Source organism: Nocardioides sp. NPDC059952 (genome assembly GCF_042730435.1).
Classification (GTDB): Bacteria; Actinomycetota; Actinomycetes; order Propionibacteriales; family Nocardioidaceae; genus Nocardioides.
Genome location: NZ_JBHWLY010000002.1, coordinates 164433 through 185561, shown reverse-complemented (window position 1 = coordinate 185561; position 21129 = coordinate 164433). Strand labels below are relative to the sequence as shown.

Here is a 21129-nt window from a genome sequence, read left to right as displayed (position 1 = left end):
CAGCGATGGGACCGTGTTGGTCTCGACACGCCTCCGCCTAGCGGCTCCGGCGGCTCGACCAGCGGGGGCCGGCTAGAGCTTGATGCCCAGGGCCGCGTCGACGACCTTGGAGATCGTCTCCCCGGCGAGAGCGTCGGAGGTCTCGGCGAGACCGCCCGCGCCGAGGGTGGCGGCGACCCACGCGTCGACGGCCTCGACCGCACGCGGGGCGTCGAGGTCGTCGGCCAGGGCACCGAGGACCGTCTCGACGACCGGGGCCGCGGGGGCGCCACGACCGAGGGCGACGGCCTTACGCCACTCGGCGACCTTGTCGACGGCGTCGAAGAGCTTGGCGTCGGTCCACTCCCAGTCGTCGCGGTAGTGGTGGCCGAGCAGCACCAGCCGGATCGCCATCGGGTCGATCTCGGAGTTGCGCAGGGCGGAGACGAAGACCAGGTTGCCGCGCGACTTGGACATCTTGTGGCCGTCGTAGGCCACCATCCCGCCGTGGGTGTAGATCTCGGCGAAGTCCTTGCCCGCCGACCGCGCGTGCGATCCGGACATCTCGTGGTGCGGGAAGACCAGGTCGGAGCCGCCGGCCTGGACGGTGAACCCGGCGCCGAGGTGCTCCAGGGCGATCGCGGTGCACTCGATGTGCCAGCCGGGGCGGCCGGGACCGTAGGGCGAGGGCCAGGACGGCTCGCCAGGACGCTCGGCGCGCCACAGCAGCGGGTCGAGCGGGTCCTTCTTGCCGGCCCGCTCGGGGTCGCCGCCCCGCTCACCGAAGAGCTCGATCATCTCCTCGCGCCCCAGGCGCGACTCCTCGCCGAACGCGTCGTCGACTGCCACCGAGGCGTAGACGTCCTCGTCGACCTTGTAGATCGCACCGGCCTCCTCGAGCTCGCCGATCAGCGAGAGCACCAGCGGGATCGACTCGACCGCGCCGATGTAGTGCTGCGGAGGCACGACCCGCAGCGCCTCCATGTCCTGGCGGAAGAGCTCGGTCTCGCGCTCGGCGAGCGCCTCCCACTCGATCCCGACCTTGTCGGCCCGCTCGAGCAGCGGGTCGTCGACGTCGGTGACGTTCTGCGTGTAGCCGACCTCGTGGCCGGCGTTGAGCCAGGCCCGGTGGAGCAGGTCGAAGGCGACGTAGGTGTTGGCGTGGCCCATGTGGGTCGCGTCGTAGGGCGTGATGCCGCATACGTAGAGCGAACGCCGCCCCTGACCCTGGGTCGGGACGACAGCGTCCCGCTGATGGTCATAGAGCTGCACCTCGGGTCCGTTGACGGACAGCTCTGGGACTTCGGGTGCAGACCATGCGCGCATGGGTGCAGCCTACTTGGCGGGGACCACGTGTCTCAGAAGGGCGGCCACGGGATGACATGGCGGTCGTACTCCGGCCGCGGGAAGACGCCCTCGGCGAGCAGGATCTCGCAGCGCCGGCCGAGCGCGTCGACCTCCCGACCCGTCAGGTACGCAGCCAGCTCCCGCCCCAGCGCGCCGGCGAGCCCCGCGTGGACCGCCCGGATGCCGGAGAGCTCCTCGGCGGAGAAGCCCTGTCCCCGCCATCCCCACAGGATGGTGCGCAGCTTCGGCTCCTCGTGGAAGGTCAGCCCGTGGTCGCAGCCGTATCGGCGCCCGCCGGAGACCGGCAGGACGTGACCGCCCTTGCGGTCGGCGTTGTTGGTGATCGCGTCGAAGACCGCCATCCGTCGCAGCCCGGGCGTGTCCTCGTGGGCCAGGGTCACGACCCGGTCCTGCTCGTCGAAGCCGTCGAAGACCCGCAGGTAGCCGTCGGGAACCGCCCCTTCCGGCACGATCGTGACCGGCTCGATGCTCTCGTCGGCATGGACCCACCGCTGGATCATCCCCGGGCCGTGCGGCCCCTCACCGAGCCAGGTCTCGGGGACCACCGACCATCCCAGCGTCTGCGAGACGAGGTGGGCGGCGACCTCGCGGTGCGCGAGCTGACCGTCGGGGAAGTCCCACAGCGGCCGCTCCCCCGCGATCGGCTTGTAGACCACCTCGGACTCGCCGAGCATGGCCAGGAACGTCGCGTTGGAGGCCGTGGTCAGCCGTCCGACGAGCTCCAGGGTCCCGTCGTTCTCGGGGGCACTGGGCGCGATCTCCGGAGCCGGATCCACAGGATCAGACCGGGTCACGCCGCTTGAACCCGTTCGCCCGCACACACAGGTGTCCCTCGGGGTCGATCGGGCTCCCGCAGAACGGGCAGTTGGGGCGTCCGGCGCCCAGCACCGCCTCGGCCCGCTTGACGAAGGCACGGGCGTTGCGCGGGGCGATCCGCACCAGGAGCACCTCGTCGGGCTCGGCCTCCTCCAACTCGATCTCGGCCTCCTCATCGACCAGCCTGCCGGACTCGTCGACCTCGGCGATCACCTCGACCTCGCTGATCGGGAAGACCTCGAGGACGACCAGGTCCTCGTCGGGGTCCCAGGCCAGCGTCATCGTGCCGGCCCGGAACTCCTCCTCGATCGGCTGCTCCAGCGGGCCGTTGTCGTCGAGGTCGTAGGGCGCGATCGCCGGCACCACGGCGGGCGCCGACTTCATCACCTCGTCGAGGAGCTCGTCGAGCCGCTCGGCGAGCACCGTGACCTGCTGCTTCTCCAGGGCCACGGAGACGACCCGCGCTCCCTCGCGCGCCTGGAGGAAGAACGTACGCGCCCCAGGCTCACCGACGGTGCCGACGACGAATCGCTCGGGCGGGTCGAAGGCGTGCATCACAGGCATGGTCAAACCTTATCCAGACCTGCCTCAGGACCCGAGCCACCGCCCACGACGGCGTCGTCGCTGCGGCGTCGCGGCGACTTGCGCCCCTTCTTCGCGGGCGCCCTCTTGGACGAGCCCTGTGGCGCCAGCCAGGACAGATCGCCGTCGTGCGTGTTCGTCGCCAGGACCGAGGGGCGCCCTTCGCCGTAGCGGACGACCGAGATCGAGGCCGGGTCGACGTGCAGCCGCTGGAAGAGGTCCAGGTGCATCCCGAGCGCGTCGGCCAGGATCGACTTGATCAGGTCGCCGTGGCTCACGCACAGCCAGACCGCCGCGTCCCCGTGGGCGGCCGTGACGGCGGCGTCGTGGCGGCGTACGGCCTCGACTCCTCGGGCCTGCATCGCGGCCATCGACTCGCCGCCGGGGAAGGTCACGGCGGAGGGCTGGGTCTGCACCGTCTTCCACAGCTTGCGCCGCGCCAGCGTCGTGATCTTCTCCCCCTGCCACTCGCCGTAGTCGCACTCGGAGACGCCGTCCTCGACGACGACGGACGGCTGCTCGGCGCGGCCCTCCAGGATCGCCGACAGCGTCTCCTGGCAGCGCTCCATCGGGCTGGTCACGGCAAGCGCCAAGGGCACCGGTGCGATCCGCTCGGCCGCTCGGCTCGCCTGCTCCCGACCGCGCTCGTCCAGCCTCACCCCGGGAAGTCGGCCGGCCAGGGTGCCGGATGCGTTCGCCGTTGTACGGCCGTGTCTCACCAGGATCATCGTCGCCACGTCGGGGACCCTATCCACACCGTGGGGAGCGGCCCACATGCCCTAACCTGACAATGTGATCGTCGACAGCGCTCTCTACCGCGCCGGTGAGCGCGACAAGACCGACTGCGCGCCCCACGACTACGCGTCGCTGCGCAGCGGCGTGACGGAGGAGGGCGACTTCGTCTGGCTCGGGCTCTACCAGCCCAGCCAGTACGAGCTCGACGAGGTCGCCGAGGCGTTCGGGCTGCATCCGCTCGCCGTCGAGGACGCGCTCACCGCCCACCAGCGCCCCAAGCTGGAGCGCTACGAGGGCGGGATGTTCCTGGTCGTCAAGACGCTCTGGTACGTCGACGCCGAGGACGCCGTCGAGACCGGCGAGGTCGCCTTCTTCATCGGCCCCGACTACGTCATCACCGTCCGCCACGGCCGAGGCTCCCGCCTCGCGCCGGCCCGTGAGCTGCTGGAGACCAGCGAGGAGCAGCTGCTCACCGAGGGCAGCTACTCGGCCGTCTACGCCGTGGTCGACTACATCGTCGACGGCTACGTACGCGTCATGGACGGCCTCACCGAGGACGTCGACGAGGTCGAGACCTCGGTCTTCTCCAACGAGCGCACCCGGGACTCCGCCCGGATCTATCGCCTCAAGCGGGAGCTGGCCGAGGTACGCCGGGCGGTGATGCCGCTGCGGGAGCCGGTGCGCCGCTTCGCCACCGGCGAGGGGGCTATCGATCCCGACCTGCGCCCCTACTTCCGCGATGTGCTCGACCACCTCTCCTCGATCGCGGAGACCGTCGAGAACCTCGACACCCTGCTCTCCTCCGCGTTCGAGGCGCACCTGGCCCAGCTCTCGCTGCAGCAGAACGAGGACATGCGCAAGATCTCCGCGGGTGCGGCGATGGTCGTGGTGCCCACTCTGATCGCCGGCGTCTACGGGATGAACTTCACCCACATGCCCGAGCTCGACTGGACCTTCGGCTATCCGTTCGCCCTGATCCTGATGGCCTCGGTGATGGCCGGCCTGTGGATCTTCTTCCGCAAGTCCGGCTGGTTCTGACCGCTTCGCTACCCTCTGCGCCACCAGCCGCGCGGCTGCCGCTCCGCGGCCTCGCGTGCGCACTCTCGCGCGCACTCTTGGAGCTCATGTGCCACGGCTCGATACACGGTGGCCCACTGCTCCCCCGAGAGTCCGCCGACCTGAAGGTCGCTGGTCCTGGCACTCGTGAAGACCTTGGCGTCTTCGACGTACTTCTCGGCTTTCGCTTCGAGCCACGCGATGTGGTGCTCGGTGCTACTCATCGCCCGCCAGTTTTCCACGTGTAGGCAACAAGGACGTCCCATCGGGAAACTGATCTCAACAGCCGAAACGGGACGAATACCCATACGAGTATCCGGACCGGCAGGTCGGGCTGGTTCTAGTCGAGCTGCTTGACCGGGCGGGCGTCGAGATGCTCCCGGTCGCACCACAGGGACAGGTCGTCGGCGAACTCCGACTCGCCCTCGCCGCCCTGCGCGTCGAGCTGCTCCCCCTGGTACCACTCGGTGAGCATCGCGGCGTCGTCGTAGGCAGCCGGCATCGGCGGACCCTGGTAACGCACCGCGACGACCTCGTCCCTGCGCATCGAGATCATCCAGGCCCAACCGGGATCCTCACCCTTGGCAGGCTTCCAGGCGAAGACCAGCGGGCCACGCTTGCCCTTCGTGGCGACACAGTGCGTACGCAGCGTCGGTGCCGAGCAGGGTTCGCGGGTCATCCAGGCGGGCGGGGAGGGCGCGGCGAGGACGTCGATGTCGGCGTCCGGCATGCCCGTGAAGTCAGGTGAGGAGCGCTGCAGCAGTCGACCGCCGATGGCCTCGGGGCCGAACCGCTCGCGAAGCGGGGACCGGATGACGCCCTGGTAGTAGCCATAACCCCCGCGGCCGCCGACATAGGCCTGGGCGATGCCGTGGTCGGTGTTGCGGACCAGCTCGTACGCATCAGGGTCGGGCTCGCCGCCCTCCCAGTCCTCCAGCTCCTCACCGAGAGCCAGGGTCGAGGAGGTCGCCTGGTAGCGGAGCCGCGGGTCCTCGACGACGGCGACCAGGTTCTCGACGCCGATCGGCATGTCGAGCTTGCGGGGGTCGCCGGTGATCGTGGGCCCGGAATAGCCGATCGAGGCGGTCTCGCCACCTTCGCGCAGCAGCACGATGCCGACGACTCCGGGGTCCTCCTCGGGCTCCTCATCGGTCCAGCGGAGCTGCATCTCGGCGCCCTCGACGTCGCTCGGCAGGTCGACGCAGTGCTGCCCGCCCTCAGCTGTGCAGGCACCGCCGTCCTCGGGCGGCTGGGCCGAGACGGCGACGCTGACCAGGTCGCCGTCGTACTCGCCGTCGGTGCCGTAGCGGAGGTCGACCGAGACCAGCTCGGGAGGTGTCGACTCGGAGGTGTAGGACGCGGCCCGGCTGGAGGTGCCGGTCGGTAGATGCTCGAGCGCGACCGCCGCGACGGCGCGGTGGGTGATCCGGTCGGGATCGCCGCCGGCATCGACCGCCTTGCCGGAGCACCCCGAGACGGCCACGACACCGGCCACGACTCCGATCATGGCGACCTTGGCGGAGATGCGCATCAGTGCAGGAAGGTGAACAGCGGTGAGTCCGGCTCGATCCGCTCGATGAGCAGATCGCTGTCGCCCATCCGCGCGAGCAGCCCGTCCAGGCCGTCGGCGGAGTCGAGGTCGATGCCGATCAGCGCAGGCCCGTGCTCGCGGTTGGACTTCTTGACGTACTCGAAGACGACGATGTCCTCGCCGTCGGCCAGGACGTCGTCGAGGAAGCCGCGCAGCGCGCCGGGAGCCTGCGGGAACGAGACCAGGAAGTAGTGGCGCAGACCCTGGTGGATCAGGGCGCGCTCGAGCACGTCGGCGTAGCGGGAGACGTCGTTGTTGCCGCCGGAGAGGACGGCCCCGATGCGCGTCGCGCCACGCAGGTCGATCTGCCCGAGGGCGGCCACCGCGAGCGCACCCGCGGGCTCGGCGATGATCCCCTCGGTCTGGTAGAGCTCGAGCATCTCCACGCAGATCGCGCCGACCGGCACGGAGACGAGCTCGTCGACGTACTCCTTGACGATCGGGTACGTCACCTTCCCCGCGGTCGCGACCGCGGCACCGTCCACGAACGTGTCGAGCGTGTCCAGCCGGACCGGCCCGCCGGCCTCGATCGCGGCCGCCATCGAGGCGGCGCCCGCGGGCTCGACCCCGATGATCCGGGTCTGCGGCCAGACCTCGCGCACCCAGGTCGACACCCCCGAGGCGAGCCCGCCGCCACCGACCGGCAGCAGCAGGACGTCCAGCGGCTCGCCGATCTGGGAGGTCAGTTCGTAGCCGACCGTGCCCTGCCCGGCGATCGTGCGCGGGTCGTCGAAGGCGGAGACGTAGGTGGCCCCGAGCCCGCGGCCGAGCTCGTAGGCGTAGGCCGAGGCCTCGTCGTAGGTCGAGCCGTGGAGGGTCAGCGTCACGTGGGAGCCGCCGAGGGCGGTGATCCGGTCGCGCTTCTGCTTGGGCGTGTTCGTCGGCACCACGATGTGGCCGGGCACGCCGAGGCGGGCGCAGGAGATCGCGACGCCCTGGGCGTGGTTGCCGGCGCTGGCGCACACGACGCCGCGCTCGAGCTCCTCGGGCGTCAGCGAGCTCATCAGGTTGTAGGCGCCCCGGACCTTGTAGGAGCGCCCGAGCTGCAGGTCCTCCCGCTTGAGCAGGACCTCGGCGGCGTACCTCTCCGAGAGTCTGACCGAGCGTTCGACCGCCGTGCGCGTGGCGATCGTGCGCGCGGCGGCCTCCTCGATGGCAGCGGGTGTTACGGCAGGCTTCTTGCCGCCGGAGGGATCGAGTGCAGCAGACACGTCCCTGAGTTTGTCACGATCACCACTCGGTGAGCACTCCCGCGCCGAGGAGCGCCAGAACCACGAGCCCGAGGACGACCCGGTAGATCACGAACGGGGTGTAGGTGTTGTGCGAGAGGTACTTCAGCAGCCACGCGATCACGGCGTAGCCGAGGACGAAGGAGACGATCGTGGCGACGATCGTCGGACCCCAGCCGTAGAGGTTGGCGCCATGGGCGATCTCGCCCATCTCGAACAGACCGGCACCGAAGACCGCCGGCAGCGCCAGCAGGAAGGCGTAGCGGGTCACGGTGGCCCGCTCGTAGCCGAGCGCGCGGCCCATCGAGATCGTGGCCCCCGAGCGCGAGACGCCGGGGATCAGAGCGCATGCCTGGGCGCAGCCCATCAGGATCGCGTCGCGCCAGGACAGGTCGTCGAACTGCTTGCGGTTCGCGCCGAGCCGGTCGGCGACACCGAGGACGATGCCCATGACGACGAGCATGGTGCCGACGACGTACAGGCTGCGCAGGTCGTGCTCGATGATGTCCTTCATCACGAATCCGATCACCACGATCGGGATCGAGCCGACGATGATGAACCAGCCCATCCGGGCATCGGTGTGGCTGCGCAGCTCGGCGTTGAAGAGGCTCTTGAACCAGGTCACGATGATGTCGCGGATGTTGCGCCACATGTAGAACACCACGGCCAGCTCGGTGCCGATCTGGATCACGGCGGTGAACGCTGCACCGGGGTCTCCCCAGCCGAGCAGCTCGGGGAAGATGCGCAGGTGCGCGCTGGATGAGATGGGCAGGAACTCGGTGAGTGCCTGAAGAATGCCCAGTGCGATCGCCTGCAGATAATCCACGGGCGGAAACTCTAAGGGGCAGGTACGCCGCACCCGACCGCTGCCTCCCCGTCGGTGTGTCCGCGGTCACTGCCAGCGTGTCCGGCCGGGGCCCTGCCACGGGCACGGATAGATTGGTCTCATGCAGAGCCGACTCCTCGGAGCCACTGGGCTGCGAGTCTCGTCTCTCGCCCTGGGCACCATGACCTGGGGCAGCGTGACCGACGAGCACGAGGCCCGCGAGCAGCTGGCCGGTTTCACCGAGGCCGGCGGCACGCTGGTCGACACCGCCGCCGGCTACGGCGACGGTGCCTCGGAGGCACTGCTCGGCTCTCTCCTCCAGGAGCGTGTCGTGGCTCGTGACGACGTCGTCGTGGCGACCAAGGGCGGGATCACCTGGCGCGGCGGCAACCGGGGCGTGGACACCTCTCGCGGTGGCCTGCTGACCGGCCTCGACGCCTCGTTGAAGCGGCTCGGCGTCGACCACGTCGACCTGTGGCAGGTGCACGTCTGGTCCCCCGATGTGCCGCTCGAGGAGACCCTCACCGCGCTCGACATGGCACTGAGCAGCGGCCGGGCCGCCTACGTCGGTGTCTCCAACTACAGCGGGTGGCAGACCGCCCAGGCCGCGACCTGGCAGAGAGCCGTCCCGGGCCGGGCGACGCTGGCCTCGACCCAGGTGGAGTACTCGCTGCTGGCCCGCGACATCGAGTACGAGGTGCTGCCCGCCACCGAGGCGCTGGGGATGGGCCTGCTGGCCTGGTCGCCACTGGCCGGCGGCGTGCTGACCGGGAAGTACCGCACCGGCATCCCGACGCACTCCCGCGGCGCCGACCCGAACTTCTCGGCACGGGTGGACGCCTTCGACGACGAGCGCTCGCGCGGGATCGTCACCGCCGTCGCCAAGGCCGCCGAAGGCCTGGAGTGGACGCCGCTGCAGGTCTCGCTGGCGTGGGTGCGCGACCGGCCGGGCGTCACCGCACCGATCCTCGGGGCGCGCACCGCGGCTCAGCTCAAGGAGGCGCTGCAGGTCGCCGACCTCACTCTCCCGCCCGAGATCGCGCTCGCCCTCGACGACGTCTCCGCCGTCTGACTCTCACTGCCGAAACAGCACCACGAGGGAACATCTCTTCCGGCACACTGGTTCTCCTGAGTAGTCCATCAGAAGGAGTGCCGCCTTGGCCCGAGCCGAACGCCGTCCGCCTCGTCCTGGAGTGATGTGGGAGTACGACAAGGTGATCTTCTCGCGTGAGTTCTCCCGCAACATCGTCACCAAGCTCCTCGTCGAGCGCGCCGAGCACGGTGGCTGGGAGCTCGACCGCGTCCGGATCACCGCCGACGGCACCCGCCGGGTGACGCTTCGGCGCAAGATCATCCGGCAGCGGCTCACCGTCTGAGCGCGTCTCCGCGCCCCTCGCGCGTCCAGATATTAGGGTCCTGCGGGTGATCCATCTCGTACGCCACGGCGAAGCCGCCGGCGGGGACACCTTCGACCCCGGCCTCTCCGACCTCGGCCGACGGCAGGTCCAGGCGCTCGCCAACCGACTCGCGTTCCGCCCGATCCGCCAGGTCCTGCACGGCCCCAGCCGGCGTACGACCGAGACGGCCTCCATCCTCACCGAGAACCTGGGTGCGGGGCCGGTGTCCTCCGACCTTCTCGCCGACCGCACCCCGGTGCCGTCGCCGGAGCGTCGTGGCGACTACCCGACCCACCGCTGGGAGTGGTTCGAGGACGTACCCGAGGCCGAGGCGGACCTCGACGGCGCCGACCTCACCACCGCCTGGCACAGGCTCTGGTTCGAGCACCACGACGAGGAGATCGTGCTGGTCACCCACGCGTTCGTGGTCGCCTGGTTCGTACGCGAGGTGCTCAACGCCCCGCCGGCGACCTGGATGCGGATCGGCCCGATCGGCAACGCGACCCTCACCAGCATCGGCCCCAACCTCGCCGGTGAGCCTGTCGTCGAGACGTTCAACGCCGAGGTCATCCTCCCGATCTGAGCCGATCCGGGCTGATCTGAGCTGATCTGGATAAGCGGCGCCCACAAGGCGCCAACAACATGGACATCTCGCCGCGACACGGCAGCTGGGGCCTGCTCGGCGCTGGCAGGATCCGCCCGTGATCTCGGCACTCGACACCCTGACCCCCGCCCAGCGCGACCTCCTCGACCAGTGGCTCCCCGGAGCCGAGGTGGTCACCGACCGCAGCGCACTGCACCGCGCCGGCACCACCGCACTCGTGCTCTCCGCCGGTGAGGACCGGTTCCTGGTGAAGACCACGGCGGAAGGCGTACGCCACATCGACCGTGAGCTCGCGGCCCACCGCAGCTGGCTGGCCCCCTGGACCGACGCCGGCCGCGCGCCGAGCCTCGTCGAGGCCGACCTGGACGCCCGCATCATCGTGATGACCCACCTCGACGGCGAGCCGGCGAGCACGTCGACGGCCATCCACGACCCGGAGATCTACCGCCAGGCGGGTGAGCTGCTCGCGACGTTCCACGGCCAGGCCAGCGTCGAGGACGAGGACTACGAGCCGGAGCTCGACGAGCGCGCCCTCGCCGCCCTGGACGGGACGGGTCTCGAGACCGACCTCACCGAGCGTCTTCGCACCGAGATCACCTCATGGCCGACGCCGACCACGGTGCTCGTCCCCACCCACGGCGACTGGCAGCCGACCAGCTGGGTCGTCGACGCCGGCATCCTGCGTGTCATCGACTCCGGCCGCTTCGGCTTCCGCCCGGCCCTCTACGACCTCTCCCGGCTCTCCGCGCAGGACTTCGTCCGTGACGACACCTTCGAGAAGGCCTTCCTCGAGGGCTACGGCTCCGATCCCCGCGAGCCCGAGGCCTGGCACCGCCTCCAGGTCCGCGACGCCATCTCCGTCGCCGCCTGGGCCCACCGCACCGGCCACGCCGAGGTCGCCACCCTGAGCGAGAACACCCTCGCCGCTCTCGTCCCCTGAACCGACGCCGACCCGGCCCATCCTGACCAAATCCCCTGCCGAGTCGGCTCGTCCTAACGAGCCGACTCGGCGCCGTTTCTCGTCAGGACGAGCCGACTCGGCGCGGGAGGTCAGACCTGGTCGAGGAAGCGGTCCATGACGCGCGCCCCGAACTGGAGCGCGTCGACCGGGACCCGCTCGTCCACGCCGTGGAAGAGTGCGGTGAAGTCCAGCTCCTCGGGCAGCCGCAACGGCGCGAAGCCGTACGTCCTCATCCCGAGCCGCTTGAAGTGCTTGGCGTCGGTGCCGGCGGACATGAGGTAGGGGGCGACCAGGGCGTCGGGATCCTCGGCGACCAGCGAGCGCTCCATCGCGGCGACGAGAGCGCCGTCGTAGGGGGTCTCCCACGGCATCTGGTTCTGGTCGAACTCGATGTCGATCCCTTCGCCGCACAGCTTGCGCAGCGTCTCGAAGAAGTCGTCCTCGAAGCCGGGCAGGAATCGGCCGTCGACGTGAGCGGTGGCCTCGGTCGGGATGACGTTGACCTTGTAACCGGCACTGGTCATGGTCGGGTTGGTCACGTTGCGCAGGGTGGCGCCGATCATCCGGGCGGCCGGGCCGAACTCCTCGACGAGCCGCTCGGCGTTCTCCGGGGTGGGCTCCTCCCCCGCGATCTCGCCGACCGCGGCGAGCAGCGTCTGCATCGTCGGGGTCAGCTGCACCGGCCACTCGTGGGCGCCGATGCGCGCGATCGCGCCGGAGAGCCGGGTGATCGGGTTGTCGCGGTTGATCATCGAGCCGTGCCCGGCAGTGCCACGGGCCGTCAGCTTCATCCAGGCCATGCCCTTCTCGGCAGCCTCGATGAGATAGAGACGGCGTCCCTTCACCGTCGTCGAGAAGCCACCGACCTCACCGACCGCCTCGGTGCAGTGGGCGAGCAGGTCGGGGTGGTCCTCGACGAGCACGTGGGCGCCCTTCATCCCGCCGGCTTCCTCGTCGGCCGTGAAGGCGAGCGTGATCGGGCGCTCCGGGATCCTTCCGGTGCGCTGGCGCTCACGGACGACCGCGAGCAGCATCGCGTCGAAGTCCTTCATGTCGACGGCGCCGCGGCCCCAGACGTAGCCGTCCTGGATCTCCCCGGAGAAGGGGTCGATCTGCCAGTCCTCGGCTGCGGCGGGGACGACGTCGAGGTGACCGTGCAGGAGCAGCCCGTCACCGGACGACCCACCCCACTGCGCGACGACCGACGCCCGGCCCTGCTCCGACTCGTAGATCTCGGAGGAGATCCCGACCTCGTCGAGCTGCGCCGCGACGTACTCGGCTGCCTTCCGCTCCCCCGGCCCCGGGTCGTTGCCGTAGTTGCTGGTGTCGATCCGGATCAGGTCACGGCAGAGGTCGACGACCTCGGTCTCGGCGCTGGTCATGAAGCCACCGTATCGACCGGGTGCGACAAACCGCCGTCTGACGTCCACCTGTATAAGGGCAAAGGATTTCAGTGTGTTCGGCCGGGTGGGTTTCCATGGACGCATGCAGAAGCGCGCCCTCCTCTCCGCTCACCGCGCCGCGGCGCGTCAGTCGGGGCACCGTGACAACTCCTGGGAGTCGCTCCTGGAGGCCGTCCGGATGGAGGTCGACTACGTCGAGTTCGACGTGCACCGCACCCGCGACGGCGAGTTCGTCCTTCACCACGACGGCCACATCCGCGACCGCATCGGCCGCAGGGTGAAGATCGAGGACAGGACGTACGCAGCACTCGCGAGGCTCGCACCGTTCCGCCTGGTGCGCTACCGGGAGGCTCTCGAACTGCTCGCCGCCCACGGCAAGCACGCCCACATCGACCTCAAGTTCGCCTCGCCGTCGAACCACCTCGGGCTCCCGCAAGAGGTCGACGCCGCCGAGATCGCCCTCGAGGTGATGAACGAGAGCTTCATCGTGACCACGATGGTCGACGAATCCGTACGCGCCCTGCGCGACTGGGCCGACCTCCGCTCCCCCTCGACGCTGGTCGGCCTCTCGCTCGGCGGCGTCGACTTCCGCCACCACCCGATCAAGCTCTTCCGGCTCAAGCTCTCGGAGTTCTTCCCCGAGGGCCGCATCCGCCGCTGCCGCTCCAACCTGGTCGTCGTCGAGCAGCGCCTCGCCGATGTCTGGCTGCTGCGCTGGGCGCATCACCGCAACATCAAGGTCCTGGTCTGGACCGTCGACAACCCCGGCCGCCTGCGCCGTTTCGTGTACGACAAGCGGGTCTGGATGGTCACCAGCAACCACCCCGCCCGCGCTCTTCTCCCGGCCTGACCTGGGCGTGTGCCCACAGGGCCATCCCGATTCGGCACCGGGACGGCCTCCTGATAATGTTCTTCTTGTTGCGCGCGGGTGGCGGAATAGGCAGACGCGCTAGCTTGAGGTGCTAGTCCACGTATTAGTGGGTGGGGGTTCAAGTCCCCCCTCGCGCACAGAGAGAAACCCCAGGGAGACCTGGGGTTTCTCGCGTTTCACCCGACCTCGTCGGGCCCTGTGGGGCCACCCGGCAATTGGCCTAGGCGAACGCCTTCTCGATCAGGCCCACGAGGTCTGGGTAGCGCTGAAGATGTGCACCACCATTGATGTCGAGCGTCTCGCCAGTGATCCACCTGGCGTCGTCGGAGAGCAGATACCGGATGGCTGCGCCGATCTCCTCCGGCTCACCCGAGCGTCCAAGCGGCGTGTTCTCCAAGTAGCCTTCACGGACACCTGGCAGACCCATCGCCGGCTCCGTCAACGGAGTGACCACGAGCCCGGGCGCGACCGCGTTGACGCGCACCTTTCGAGGAGCAAGCTCGAGCGCGGCGACCTCCGTCAGGGCGACCAGACCCGCCTTGGCTGCGCAGTACGCCGCCAACCCAGTGCCCGGCTGTCGTGCGTTGAGCGAGGTCAGGGAGACCAACGAGCCGCCGTCGGCGACACTTCGCCCGGCGTGCTTGAGAACCAGGAAGGCACCTGTCAGGCAGACGTCGACAACGCGGCGCCACTCAGTGATGTCGTGGTCGACGATCCGAGCCAGAGTGCTGATCCCGGCACAGTTCACCACGCCGGTGTATCCGCTCTCCTCGACGGCAACCCCTTCGAACAGGGCAGCCACGGACGCCTCGTCGGTGACGTCCACGGCTACGTCTGCGCCCGTCCCGGCGAGATCAGCAGTGATGACGCGATGGCCGGCGTCGCGAAGTACGCAGGTGGTCGCGGCGCCGATCCCGGACGCGGCACCGATCACGATCGTTGTGAGCATTCCAGCCTCCAGGTCCTCAGCTGACATCTGTCTAGGTCTATTGACACGTGTCAATTCACCGCCCTAACGTGACGGAGGTCACCTCGCTTTGTCAAGGGCTCTCTCCCGGGCCCACAGGGAAGGAGCACCGATGAGTGGTCCCACCGTCGCCGTGATCGGCGCGGGCATCAGTGGCCTCACGATGAGCAAGATGCTGGCCGACTACGGCCTCGAGTTCACGACCTTCGAGTCGTCCGATCGGGTCGGCGGCAACTGGGCCTTCGGAAACCCCAACGGGCACAGCAGCGCCTACCGATCGCTGCACATCGACACCTCCAAGCACCAGCTGTCCTTCAAGGACTTCCCGATGCCCGAGGAGTACCCCGACTTCCCGCACCACACCCAGGTGAAGGAGTACCTCGACAGTTACGCGGACGCCTTCGACATCCGTAAGGACATCGAGTTCGAGAACGGCGTCGTCCACGCGCGGCGCCACCCCGACCGGGGCTGGGAGCTCGAGACCGAGCGCACAGGCAGACGCCACTTCGACCGGATCGTCGTTGCCAACGGCCACCACTGGGACCCCCGGTTCGCGCACAAGCCGGGCGAGTTCACCGGCTTGACGATGCACTCGCACGCTTACGTCGACCCGCACACCCCGTACGACCTCAGCGGGAAGCGGATCCTGATCATCGGCCTGGGCAACAGTGCCGCCGACATCGCCGTCGAGCTGTCCAGCAAGACCCTCGACAACGATGTGGTCATCTCGACCCGTTCCAGCGCCTGGATCGTGCCGAAGTACTTCGCGGGCAAGCCAGCCGACAAGTACTACAAGACCTCGCCCCACATCCCCTTCGCGTGGCAGCGCAAGTTCGTCCAGCTGATGCAGCCGATGACCGCGGGTCGTCCCGAGGACTACGGGCTGCCGACGCCGAACCACAAGTTCTTCGAGGCGCACCCGACCCAGTCGGTGGAGCTGCCGCTGCGCCTCGGTTCCGGCGACCTACGCGCCAAGGGGGACATCGAGCGCTGGGACGGGCAGACCGTGCACTTCGCCGACGGCACGAGCGAAGAGTTCGACGTCGTCATCCACGCCACCGGGTACAACATCACGTTCCCGTTCTTCGACGAGGACTTCATCAGCGCGCCGGAGAACCAGATCCGCCTCTACAAGCGGATCTTCAAGCCCGGCTTCGACGACCTGGCGTTCGTCGGGTTCGCGCAGTCGACCCCGACCCTCTTCCCGTTCGTCGAGTGCCAGACCCGCCTGGTGGCCGCCTGGCTCGCCGGCCGCTACCAACCGCCGAGGGCGGAGGAGATGGAGCAGGTCATCGACGAGGACCAGGAGAAGTACACCGCGCACATGGTCCAGCGCCCGCGGCACACCCAGCAGGTCGACTACTTCCTCTATGAGCACGACCTGCGGGTCAAGGAGATCCCCGCCGGCCTGGCCAGGGCAAACCTCAGGGGTGCCCGATGAGCGACGAGCGCCTCTGGGCACGAATGGTGGACCGCCGCACCGTCAACCGTGGCGACCAGCGTCGCTCGGCGCTCCTCGAGGCGCTTGACGAGCTGCTCCGCGAGCAGACGCTCGAGGAGATCAACGTCGCCGAGATCTCTCGGCGCGCAGGCGTCACGCGATCGGCCTTCTACTTCTACTTCGAGAGCAAGGCGACCGCCGTCCTGGCCCTCATGGCCGAGCTGTACGACGACGCATCGGACGCCACCGACCTGCTGGTCAAGGCAGAAGGAGAGCCCCGAGCGCGGATCCGCACAGTCATCGCCACCCTCTTCGCGTCGGTCGACAAGACGCCGCACACCTATCGTGCTCTTCTCGAGGCTCGCGCTTCCAGCGCGGCGGTCCGCGAGCTGTGGGAAGCGGGGCGTGCCGAGTTCGCGGACATGACAGCGGAGATGATCGAGCGCGAGCGGGCCCTCGGCCACGCGCAGTCGGGCGTCGACGCGCACGCGCTCGCCGCTGTCCTGCTCGACCTCAACGACCACGCCGTCGAACGGCACGCGCTGGGGGTCGGCCCCGAGCGAGAGGCCCACATCGACGCGATCACCCACATCTGGATCCAGAGCATCTACGGGAGCACCCTGTGAGCAGAGTCTTCGACTTCACCTCCGCCGACGTGCGCTGCGCCGCGACCCACTTCGCGGGTGCCGACGGCGCCCCGGTCGTCATCCTCGCGCACGGCCTGGCCGGCACCCAGGACTCCGGCATGTGGCCCTTCGCCGAGGCGTTCGCCGCGGCCGGCCTGCACGCGGTGACCTTCGACTACCGTGGCTTCGGTGCCAGCGACGGCCAGCCCCGCCAGGTCGTATCGATCGCGGGTCAGGTCGCCGACCTGCACGCCGCCGCCGATGCCGCCAAGCGGCTGCCGGGCGTCGACCCCACCCGGGTCGTGCTCTGGGGCATCTCGCTCGGTGGCGGTCACGTGGTCTCGGCGGCGACACAGCGCACCGACGTCGCGGCGGTCGTCTCCGTCGTTCCCATGGTCGACGGACTGGCCGCCGCACGTCTCGCCACCAAGCACCACGCGCCCGGTCAGCTGCTGGCGTCGACAGGCCGCGGCCTCACCAGCGCCGTACGACGCAGAGCCGGCCGGGGCCCAGTGATGACTCCGGTCGTCGGGCGCCCTGGCCAGCCCGGCGCACTCACCCTGGAGGGCGCTTACGAGGACTATCTGGCGATAGCCGGCCCGACCTGGCGCAACGAGATCGCCGCCGACGTCGTGCTCGAGCTCGGCACCCGCGCGCCGTCCAATGCTGCCGCGAGTCTCAGGGTCCCGTGGCTGGTCCAGGTCGCCGACTTCGACCGCAGCGCTCCCCCGCAGGCAGCGATGAAAGCCGCCTTCGCCGGCCGCGCAGAGGTCCGTCACTACCCTGGCGATCATTTCGACCTGTTCTCAGGCAAGCCCTTCCACGGACCTGCCGTACGTCACGCGATCCACTTCCTGCGTCGTACGTTCTCCGATCTCGTGGCGGTCGACAGCTCCGAAGCGGGCGACGCCACTGACGCCGTGGAGGCCGTCCGCGGTTGACACCGGACCAGTGCAGGTCGGCGATCACAGCACGACTTCGCCGCGACACGAGCCCGAGACCTGGCCCTGACATGCTGAGCGCATGGACAACGCCTCGCTCGCTCCCGTCGGCACCCTCTTCGGGGTTCCCGCCCGCCCCGCAGACGCAACCAGCTCGGTCGCCGTCATGGGCGTGCCCTTCGACATGGGCTACCACCCGACCCGGGTCGGCGCGCGCTCGGGCCCGGCCCACGTACGCACCCACTCCGCCCTCGTCGCCGAGCATCTGGACGGCTTCGACGTCGACCTGATGGGCGAGCTCGGCGTCGTCGACACGGGCGACGCGAAGGTGCTGCCGGGCAACGTCGAACAGAGCTTCGACGCGGTCGAAGCCGGAGTCGCCGCGATCCTCGCCGCCGGCGCGACCCCACTGACCTTCGGCGGCGACGGCGCAGTGACCCTGCCGCAGCTGCGCGCGCTCAAGAAGACCCTCGGGCGCGAGTTCGCGGTTCTGCACTTCGACGCCCACACCGACGCCTACGAGGGCATCTACCCCTACGAGTACAACAACGCCAACACCTTCGTGCACGCGGTCCGCGAGGGACTCATCGATCCGGCAGGGTCTCTGCACGTCGGGATGCGCGACACTGCGTACGACGGGCGACCCGGCATCGTCGGCGTGGCGACCGGCCTCGGCTACGAGGTCATCACGATGGACCGGATCGTCGCGATGGGCATCCCCGCGCTCCTCGCCCGCCTCCGGGAACGGCTCGCCGGCGTGCCGATCTACCTCTGCTGGGACATGGACGTCTTCGACCCCTCGGTCTCCCCCGGCGTCGTCACCCCGTCCTGGGGCGGCATCACCGTACGCGAGGGGCTGACGATCCTGCGCGGACTGCGCGGGCTCGAGTTCGCGGCCTTCGACATCAACACCGTGAGCCCGCCGCACGACCACCTGGGCATCACCGCGAGTCTCGCCGCGCAGGTGGCGATGGAGTGCCTCTTCCTCCGCCACGCCGCCGCGTAGCCCCGACGCGACTCCGGGTGCGCGTCGTCACCCCGGGCGGATGAACCGCATCGGGCCGTGCCCCGGCGACGACTCACTGCTGCAGGAGCCCCAGTTCGCGAGCACGCCTGACCGCGGCGTTCCGGCGGCTGACACCCAGCTTCCGAAGGATGTTGCGCACGTGGGTGCGGATCGTGTTGACGGAGATGTACATGACGCCTGCTATCTCCTCGGTTGTGAGGAGGTTGGCCAGGTGGCCCAGGACCTCCATCTCCTTCTCCGTGAGCTCTTCGAACACGGGTGCAGACGGGCGCGCCGGGGTGGAGGTCAGCGCACCCTTCTGGACGGACGACCTCCGCGAGGGCGCCGTCGAGATCTCGAAGAGCCATGCGTGCTCGGCGCTCAGCTGCTTGTCCCGCACGAGCAGCTGCCGCACCACCGATGGCGCCTCGTGGAAAGGGCGTCGCACTCGTTCCGGCGAGGCCAGCACGAGGGCCCGGTGGAGCGCCGCGTGTGCCCGCGCTGATGGTCCGTCGTGGAGCCGGCGCGAGCACTCCACCAGCCAGCCGGAGACCTGGACCGGCACAGCAGCCCGCTTCGACAGGACCGTGGACATCGCGGCGTCGGCTGCGTTCGCATCACCCAGCTGCAGCTGCATGAGCCCGACGACGAGGGCCGCCTCGGGCTGGCCGCCAAGGCCCTCGATCTCAGCCGCCGCCGGCTCACCAGCGGCGACTCGAACGTGGGCGAGCTCGATGCGTAGCTGCTGACCGAGCCAACCACGCTCGTCCTTGACTCCCGCGGCCGCCTGCTCGAGCCTGCTGACCGCGCCCAGCCGGTCACCGTGCGCCACCTGGAGACGCGCCCTGATCAAGGCCAGGAAAGCAACTGGGATCGGATCACGCAGCGACAGGTCCAGACGCTCGACCGCCTGGACGTGATCGGCTGCCGCGCGCAGGTCGTACCGCTCCATCGCCACCCAGCCAAGGGCAACCCGGGCGGCGACCGCCCGGTCTGCCGCGTTGACACCGATGCACTCGGCCGCACCGAGCGCTCGATCCCCGAGTCTCGCCGCCCTGGACAGCTTGCCCCGGCAGCAGGCGATGACGGCCTGGTAGCCCAGACACTCCGCCAGGAGGGCCTCGGATCCGGCTCCGACGGCCGCTGTGACGCCGGACTTGAACATCGCATCAGCCGTCGCCAGCCTTCCCTGGCGCAGCGCCGCGATGCCCTTGCTGAGAAGGACGAGGGCAACCAGCTCGGGACGGGAGCTCCCCTTCGGCCCGCGGTCCGGCGCCTCTAGTGCCTGTTCGGCCGCCGTGGCGAGGGACATCGCTTCGCTCGGGTCCTCCGACGCCTGCGCGCCCACGGCTTCCAGCACCCTGACCGCAACGTTCGTGGCCCAAGGACGAGAACCTGATGACACACCCGGATCGGTCCGCACCTGGGCCAGCTCGTTCGTGAAACCGGTGGTGTCGCCGGCTCCCAACGCGAGGGTCGCCCGCACGACGGTGGATGCGGGGTCCTCCAGCTCGGACGGGATCGACCGCAACGACTGGGTCAAGGCGCTCGTGCTGTCGTCGAGCAACAGCTGGCCGACTGCCAGGTCGTCGACCACCTCTGCGGCCGCCTCTTCCCAGGCCTCGATCGCCACGAAGTGACCGACGGACGCAGTGACCTGGCCGTCGCGGGCGTACCACTCAGCCGCCGTTCGCTGCAGGTGTCTCATCTCATCCGGCGACTCGTAGGCGAGCACAGCGCGAAGGAGGTCCCGGAAGAGCGGGTGGTAGCGGTAGCACCCAGGACTCCCCGGTACGGGCTCGATGAGCACGTTGTCCCGGGTCAGAAGGTTCAGCGTACGTTCGGCCGTGGGACCGGCGAGCGCCTCGGCCAGTCCTGGTTGGATCGTGTCGGGAACGCTCGTCGCCAGGAGCAGGGATCGTACTTCTGGGCTCTGGGCGGCCAGCATCTCGCCCACGAGGTACTCCGCGATGTTTCCGGTGTCGCCGACGATCTCCGAGACGGTGTCGTCCGGATCCTGCCGCATCCGCAGCAGCTGTGCACCGAAGCGCAGCCCAGCGGCCCATCCCTTCGTCCGAAGGTTGAGCGCGTGCACGGACTCCGGCGTCAGGGTCAGTCCCGCCCGCAGGGTCAGCTCACCGGCTTCCTCATCGGTGAAGGCCAGGTCCGACATCCGCACCTCGACGACCGTGTCGTCGAGCCGGTACCGGTACATCGGAAGCACCGGATCGGCGCGCGTCGCCATCACCAGGCGGAGACGGTCGCCGGTATGTCGCAGCAGGAAGTCCAGATCTTCCGCGACCTCGGCAGAGAGCACGTCGTGTCCGTCCACCACGACCGTCAGTCGTTCCGAGTGGTCGCAGACCGCCTCCGCAACCGCCCGGCGAACCTGGCGGTCGAGCGGGCCCTCATCCCTGCGGACCGTCTCGGGTGAGACCGCCGCGCCCAGGCTTTCGAGGCACCCGAGGAGACCGGGCCAGAACGCGACATCCGTCTCCTCGAAGGTGATCCACGCCGTGCGGTCCCGCTCCCCACCTGCCGCGACCCAGTCCGCCAGCAGGGCCGTCTTACCGGTTCCGGCCGGCGCGCTGACCAGCACGAACGGGCAGGCGTCACTGCGATCGAGCAGCTGCAGGAGGCGGGGTCGCGGCACATATCCCGAGGGAACCGTCGGGACGCCGAACCAGCCATCGCCGGGGTGAGGTCCCATCGCGTCGACCTGCCTCCTAG

General features: G+C 69.5%; 21 protein-coding genes and 1 tRNA gene. 11 read left to right on the top strand and 11 right to left on the bottom strand.

The features are described from left to right. Positions 1 to 72 precede the first annotated feature (72 nt). Genes mshC through ACFV9G_RS01805 form a run of 4 tightly spaced genes read right to left on the bottom strand, consistent with a single transcriptional unit; the run spans position 73 to position 3482 of the window. A complete protein-coding gene (mshC, locus tag ACFV9G_RS01820) occupies positions 73 to 1305 on the bottom strand; it encodes a cysteine--1-D-myo-inosityl 2-amino-2-deoxy-alpha-D-glucopyranoside ligase (RefSeq protein ID WP_378724366.1) in 1233 nt (410 codons plus the stop codon). Between the two features lie 32 nt (positions 1306 to 1337). Continuing rightward, positions 1338 to 2141 carry an SCO1664 family protein gene (locus ACFV9G_RS01815; protein ID WP_378724364.1) on the bottom strand — a complete coding sequence of 268 codons (804 nt, stop codon included), beginning with the start codon at positions 2139 to 2141 and terminating at the stop codon, positions 1338 to 1340. Beyond that, on the bottom strand, positions 2128 to 2727 hold the full coding sequence (locus ACFV9G_RS01810) for a DUF3090 domain-containing protein (RefSeq protein ID WP_378724362.1): 600 nt from the start codon (positions 2725 to 2727) through the stop codon (positions 2128 to 2130). The genes ACFV9G_RS01815 and ACFV9G_RS01810 overlap by 14 nt, the downstream gene beginning before the upstream one ends. A gap of 2 nt (positions 2728 to 2729) precedes the next feature. After that, on the bottom strand, positions 2730 to 3482 hold the full coding sequence (locus ACFV9G_RS01805) for a histidine phosphatase family protein (protein WP_378724360.1): 753 nt from the start codon (positions 3480 to 3482) through the stop codon (positions 2730 to 2732). A 55-nt stretch (positions 3483 to 3537) separates the two neighbouring features. Between ACFV9G_RS01805 and corA the strand changes: the two genes are divergently transcribed. Further along, positions 3538 to 4518: a magnesium/cobalt transporter CorA gene (gene corA / locus ACFV9G_RS01800; protein WP_378724358.1), complete on the top strand. Its 981-nt coding sequence runs from the start codon at positions 3538 to 3540 to the stop codon at positions 4516 to 4518. An 8-nt stretch (positions 4519 to 4526) separates the two neighbouring features. Here the strand turns inward: corA and ACFV9G_RS01795 are convergent, their stop codons facing one another. The 4 genes from ACFV9G_RS01795 to ACFV9G_RS01780 all read right to left on the bottom strand — a co-directional run bounded on the left by ACFV9G_RS01795 (position 4527) and on the right by ACFV9G_RS01780 (position 8182). Continuing rightward, positions 4527 to 4760 (bottom strand): hypothetical protein, encoded by a 234-nt coding sequence (locus ACFV9G_RS01795; RefSeq protein ID WP_378724356.1) that lies wholly within the window; start codon positions 4758 to 4760, stop codon positions 4527 to 4529. 116 nt (positions 4761 to 4876) lie between these two features. Then, positions 4877 to 6067, bottom strand: a complete 1191-nt coding sequence (locus ACFV9G_RS01790; protein WP_378724354.1) for a hypothetical protein — start codon at positions 6065 to 6067, stop codon at positions 4877 to 4879. Continuing rightward, on the bottom strand, positions 6067 to 7338 hold the full coding sequence (gene ilvA / locus ACFV9G_RS01785; protein WP_378724352.1) for a threonine ammonia-lyase IlvA: 1272 nt from the start codon (positions 7336 to 7338) through the stop codon (positions 6067 to 6069). The genes ACFV9G_RS01790 and ilvA overlap by 1 nt, the downstream gene beginning before the upstream one ends. Positions 7339 to 7357: 19 nt before the next feature. Beyond that, a complete protein-coding gene (locus tag ACFV9G_RS01780) occupies positions 7358 to 8182 on the bottom strand; it encodes an undecaprenyl-diphosphate phosphatase (protein ID WP_378724351.1) in 825 nt (274 codons plus the stop codon). 121 nt (positions 8183 to 8303) lie between these two features. Between ACFV9G_RS01780 and ACFV9G_RS01775 the strand changes: the two genes are divergently transcribed. From ACFV9G_RS01775 to ACFV9G_RS01760, 4 genes are all read left to right on the top strand, one after another. Beyond that, the gene (locus tag ACFV9G_RS01775) at positions 8304 to 9254 is read left to right on the top strand and encodes an aldo/keto reductase (protein WP_378724349.1); all 951 of its coding nucleotides are present in this window, start codon (positions 8304 to 8306) and stop codon (positions 9252 to 9254) included. Between the two features lie 124 nt (positions 9255 to 9378). Continuing rightward, positions 9379 to 9558 carry a DUF5703 family protein gene (locus tag ACFV9G_RS01770; RefSeq protein WP_160028907.1) on the top strand — a complete coding sequence of 60 codons (180 nt, stop codon included), beginning with the start codon at positions 9379 to 9381 and terminating at the stop codon, positions 9556 to 9558. A 46-nt stretch (positions 9559 to 9604) separates the two neighbouring features. Continuing rightward, positions 9605 to 10162, top strand: a complete 558-nt coding sequence (locus tag ACFV9G_RS01765; RefSeq protein WP_378724348.1) for a histidine phosphatase family protein — start codon at positions 9605 to 9607, stop codon at positions 10160 to 10162. Between the two features lie 118 nt (positions 10163 to 10280). Beyond that, positions 10281 to 11123 (top strand): phosphotransferase family protein, encoded by an 843-nt coding sequence (locus ACFV9G_RS01760; protein ID WP_378724346.1) that lies wholly within the window; start codon positions 10281 to 10283, stop codon positions 11121 to 11123. A 110-nt stretch (positions 11124 to 11233) separates the two neighbouring features. Here ACFV9G_RS01760 and ACFV9G_RS01755 read toward each other — a convergent pair whose 3' ends face one another. Next, positions 11234 to 12526 (bottom strand): M20/M25/M40 family metallo-hydrolase, encoded by a 1293-nt coding sequence (locus ACFV9G_RS01755; RefSeq protein WP_378724344.1) that lies wholly within the window; start codon positions 12524 to 12526, stop codon positions 11234 to 11236. A 103-nt stretch (positions 12527 to 12629) separates the two neighbouring features. On the opposite strand from ACFV9G_RS01755, the gene ACFV9G_RS01750 reads away from it, so the two are divergent. Together ACFV9G_RS01750 and ACFV9G_RS01745 are read left to right on the top strand one after the other, a co-directional pair. Next, positions 12630 to 13397 carry a glycerophosphodiester phosphodiesterase gene (locus tag ACFV9G_RS01750; RefSeq protein WP_378724342.1) on the top strand — a complete coding sequence of 256 codons (768 nt, stop codon included), beginning with the start codon at positions 12630 to 12632 and terminating at the stop codon, positions 13395 to 13397. Between the two features lie 72 nt (positions 13398 to 13469). Further along, positions 13470 to 13555 (top strand) — tRNA-Leu (locus ACFV9G_RS01745). Between the two features lie 83 nt (positions 13556 to 13638). On the opposite strand, the gene ACFV9G_RS01740 is transcribed toward ACFV9G_RS01745, so the two are convergent. Further along, a complete protein-coding gene (locus ACFV9G_RS01740) occupies positions 13639 to 14367 on the bottom strand; it encodes an SDR family NAD(P)-dependent oxidoreductase (protein WP_378724340.1) in 729 nt (242 codons plus the stop codon). A 130-nt stretch (positions 14368 to 14497) separates the two neighbouring features. On the opposite strand from ACFV9G_RS01740, the gene ACFV9G_RS01735 reads away from it, so the two are divergent. From ACFV9G_RS01735 to ACFV9G_RS01720, 4 genes are all read left to right on the top strand, one after another. Continuing rightward, a complete protein-coding gene (locus tag ACFV9G_RS01735; protein ID WP_378724338.1) occupies positions 14498 to 15826 on the top strand; it encodes a flavin-containing monooxygenase in 1329 nt (442 codons plus the stop codon). Next, positions 15823 to 16452, top strand: a complete 630-nt coding sequence (locus ACFV9G_RS01730) for a TetR/AcrR family transcriptional regulator (RefSeq protein ID WP_378724336.1) — start codon at positions 15823 to 15825, stop codon at positions 16450 to 16452. The genes ACFV9G_RS01735 and ACFV9G_RS01730 overlap by 4 nt, the downstream gene beginning before the upstream one ends. Next, positions 16449 to 17393 carry an alpha/beta hydrolase gene (locus ACFV9G_RS01725; protein WP_378724334.1) on the top strand — a complete coding sequence of 315 codons (945 nt, stop codon included), beginning with the start codon at positions 16449 to 16451 and terminating at the stop codon, positions 17391 to 17393. The genes ACFV9G_RS01730 and ACFV9G_RS01725 overlap by 4 nt, the downstream gene beginning before the upstream one ends. 82 nt (positions 17394 to 17475) lie before the next feature. Then, positions 17476 to 18399, top strand: coding sequence for an arginase family protein (locus tag ACFV9G_RS01720; protein WP_378724332.1), 924 nt, complete (start codon positions 17476 to 17478; stop codon positions 18397 to 18399). A gap of 73 nt (positions 18400 to 18472) precedes the next feature. Here ACFV9G_RS01720 and ACFV9G_RS01715 read toward each other — a convergent pair whose 3' ends face one another. After that, positions 18473 to 21052 carry a LuxR C-terminal-related transcriptional regulator gene (locus tag ACFV9G_RS01715; RefSeq protein WP_378724330.1) on the bottom strand — a complete coding sequence of 860 codons (2580 nt, stop codon included), beginning with the start codon at positions 21050 to 21052 and terminating at the stop codon, positions 18473 to 18475. Between the last annotated feature and the right edge of the window lie 77 nt (positions 21053 to 21129).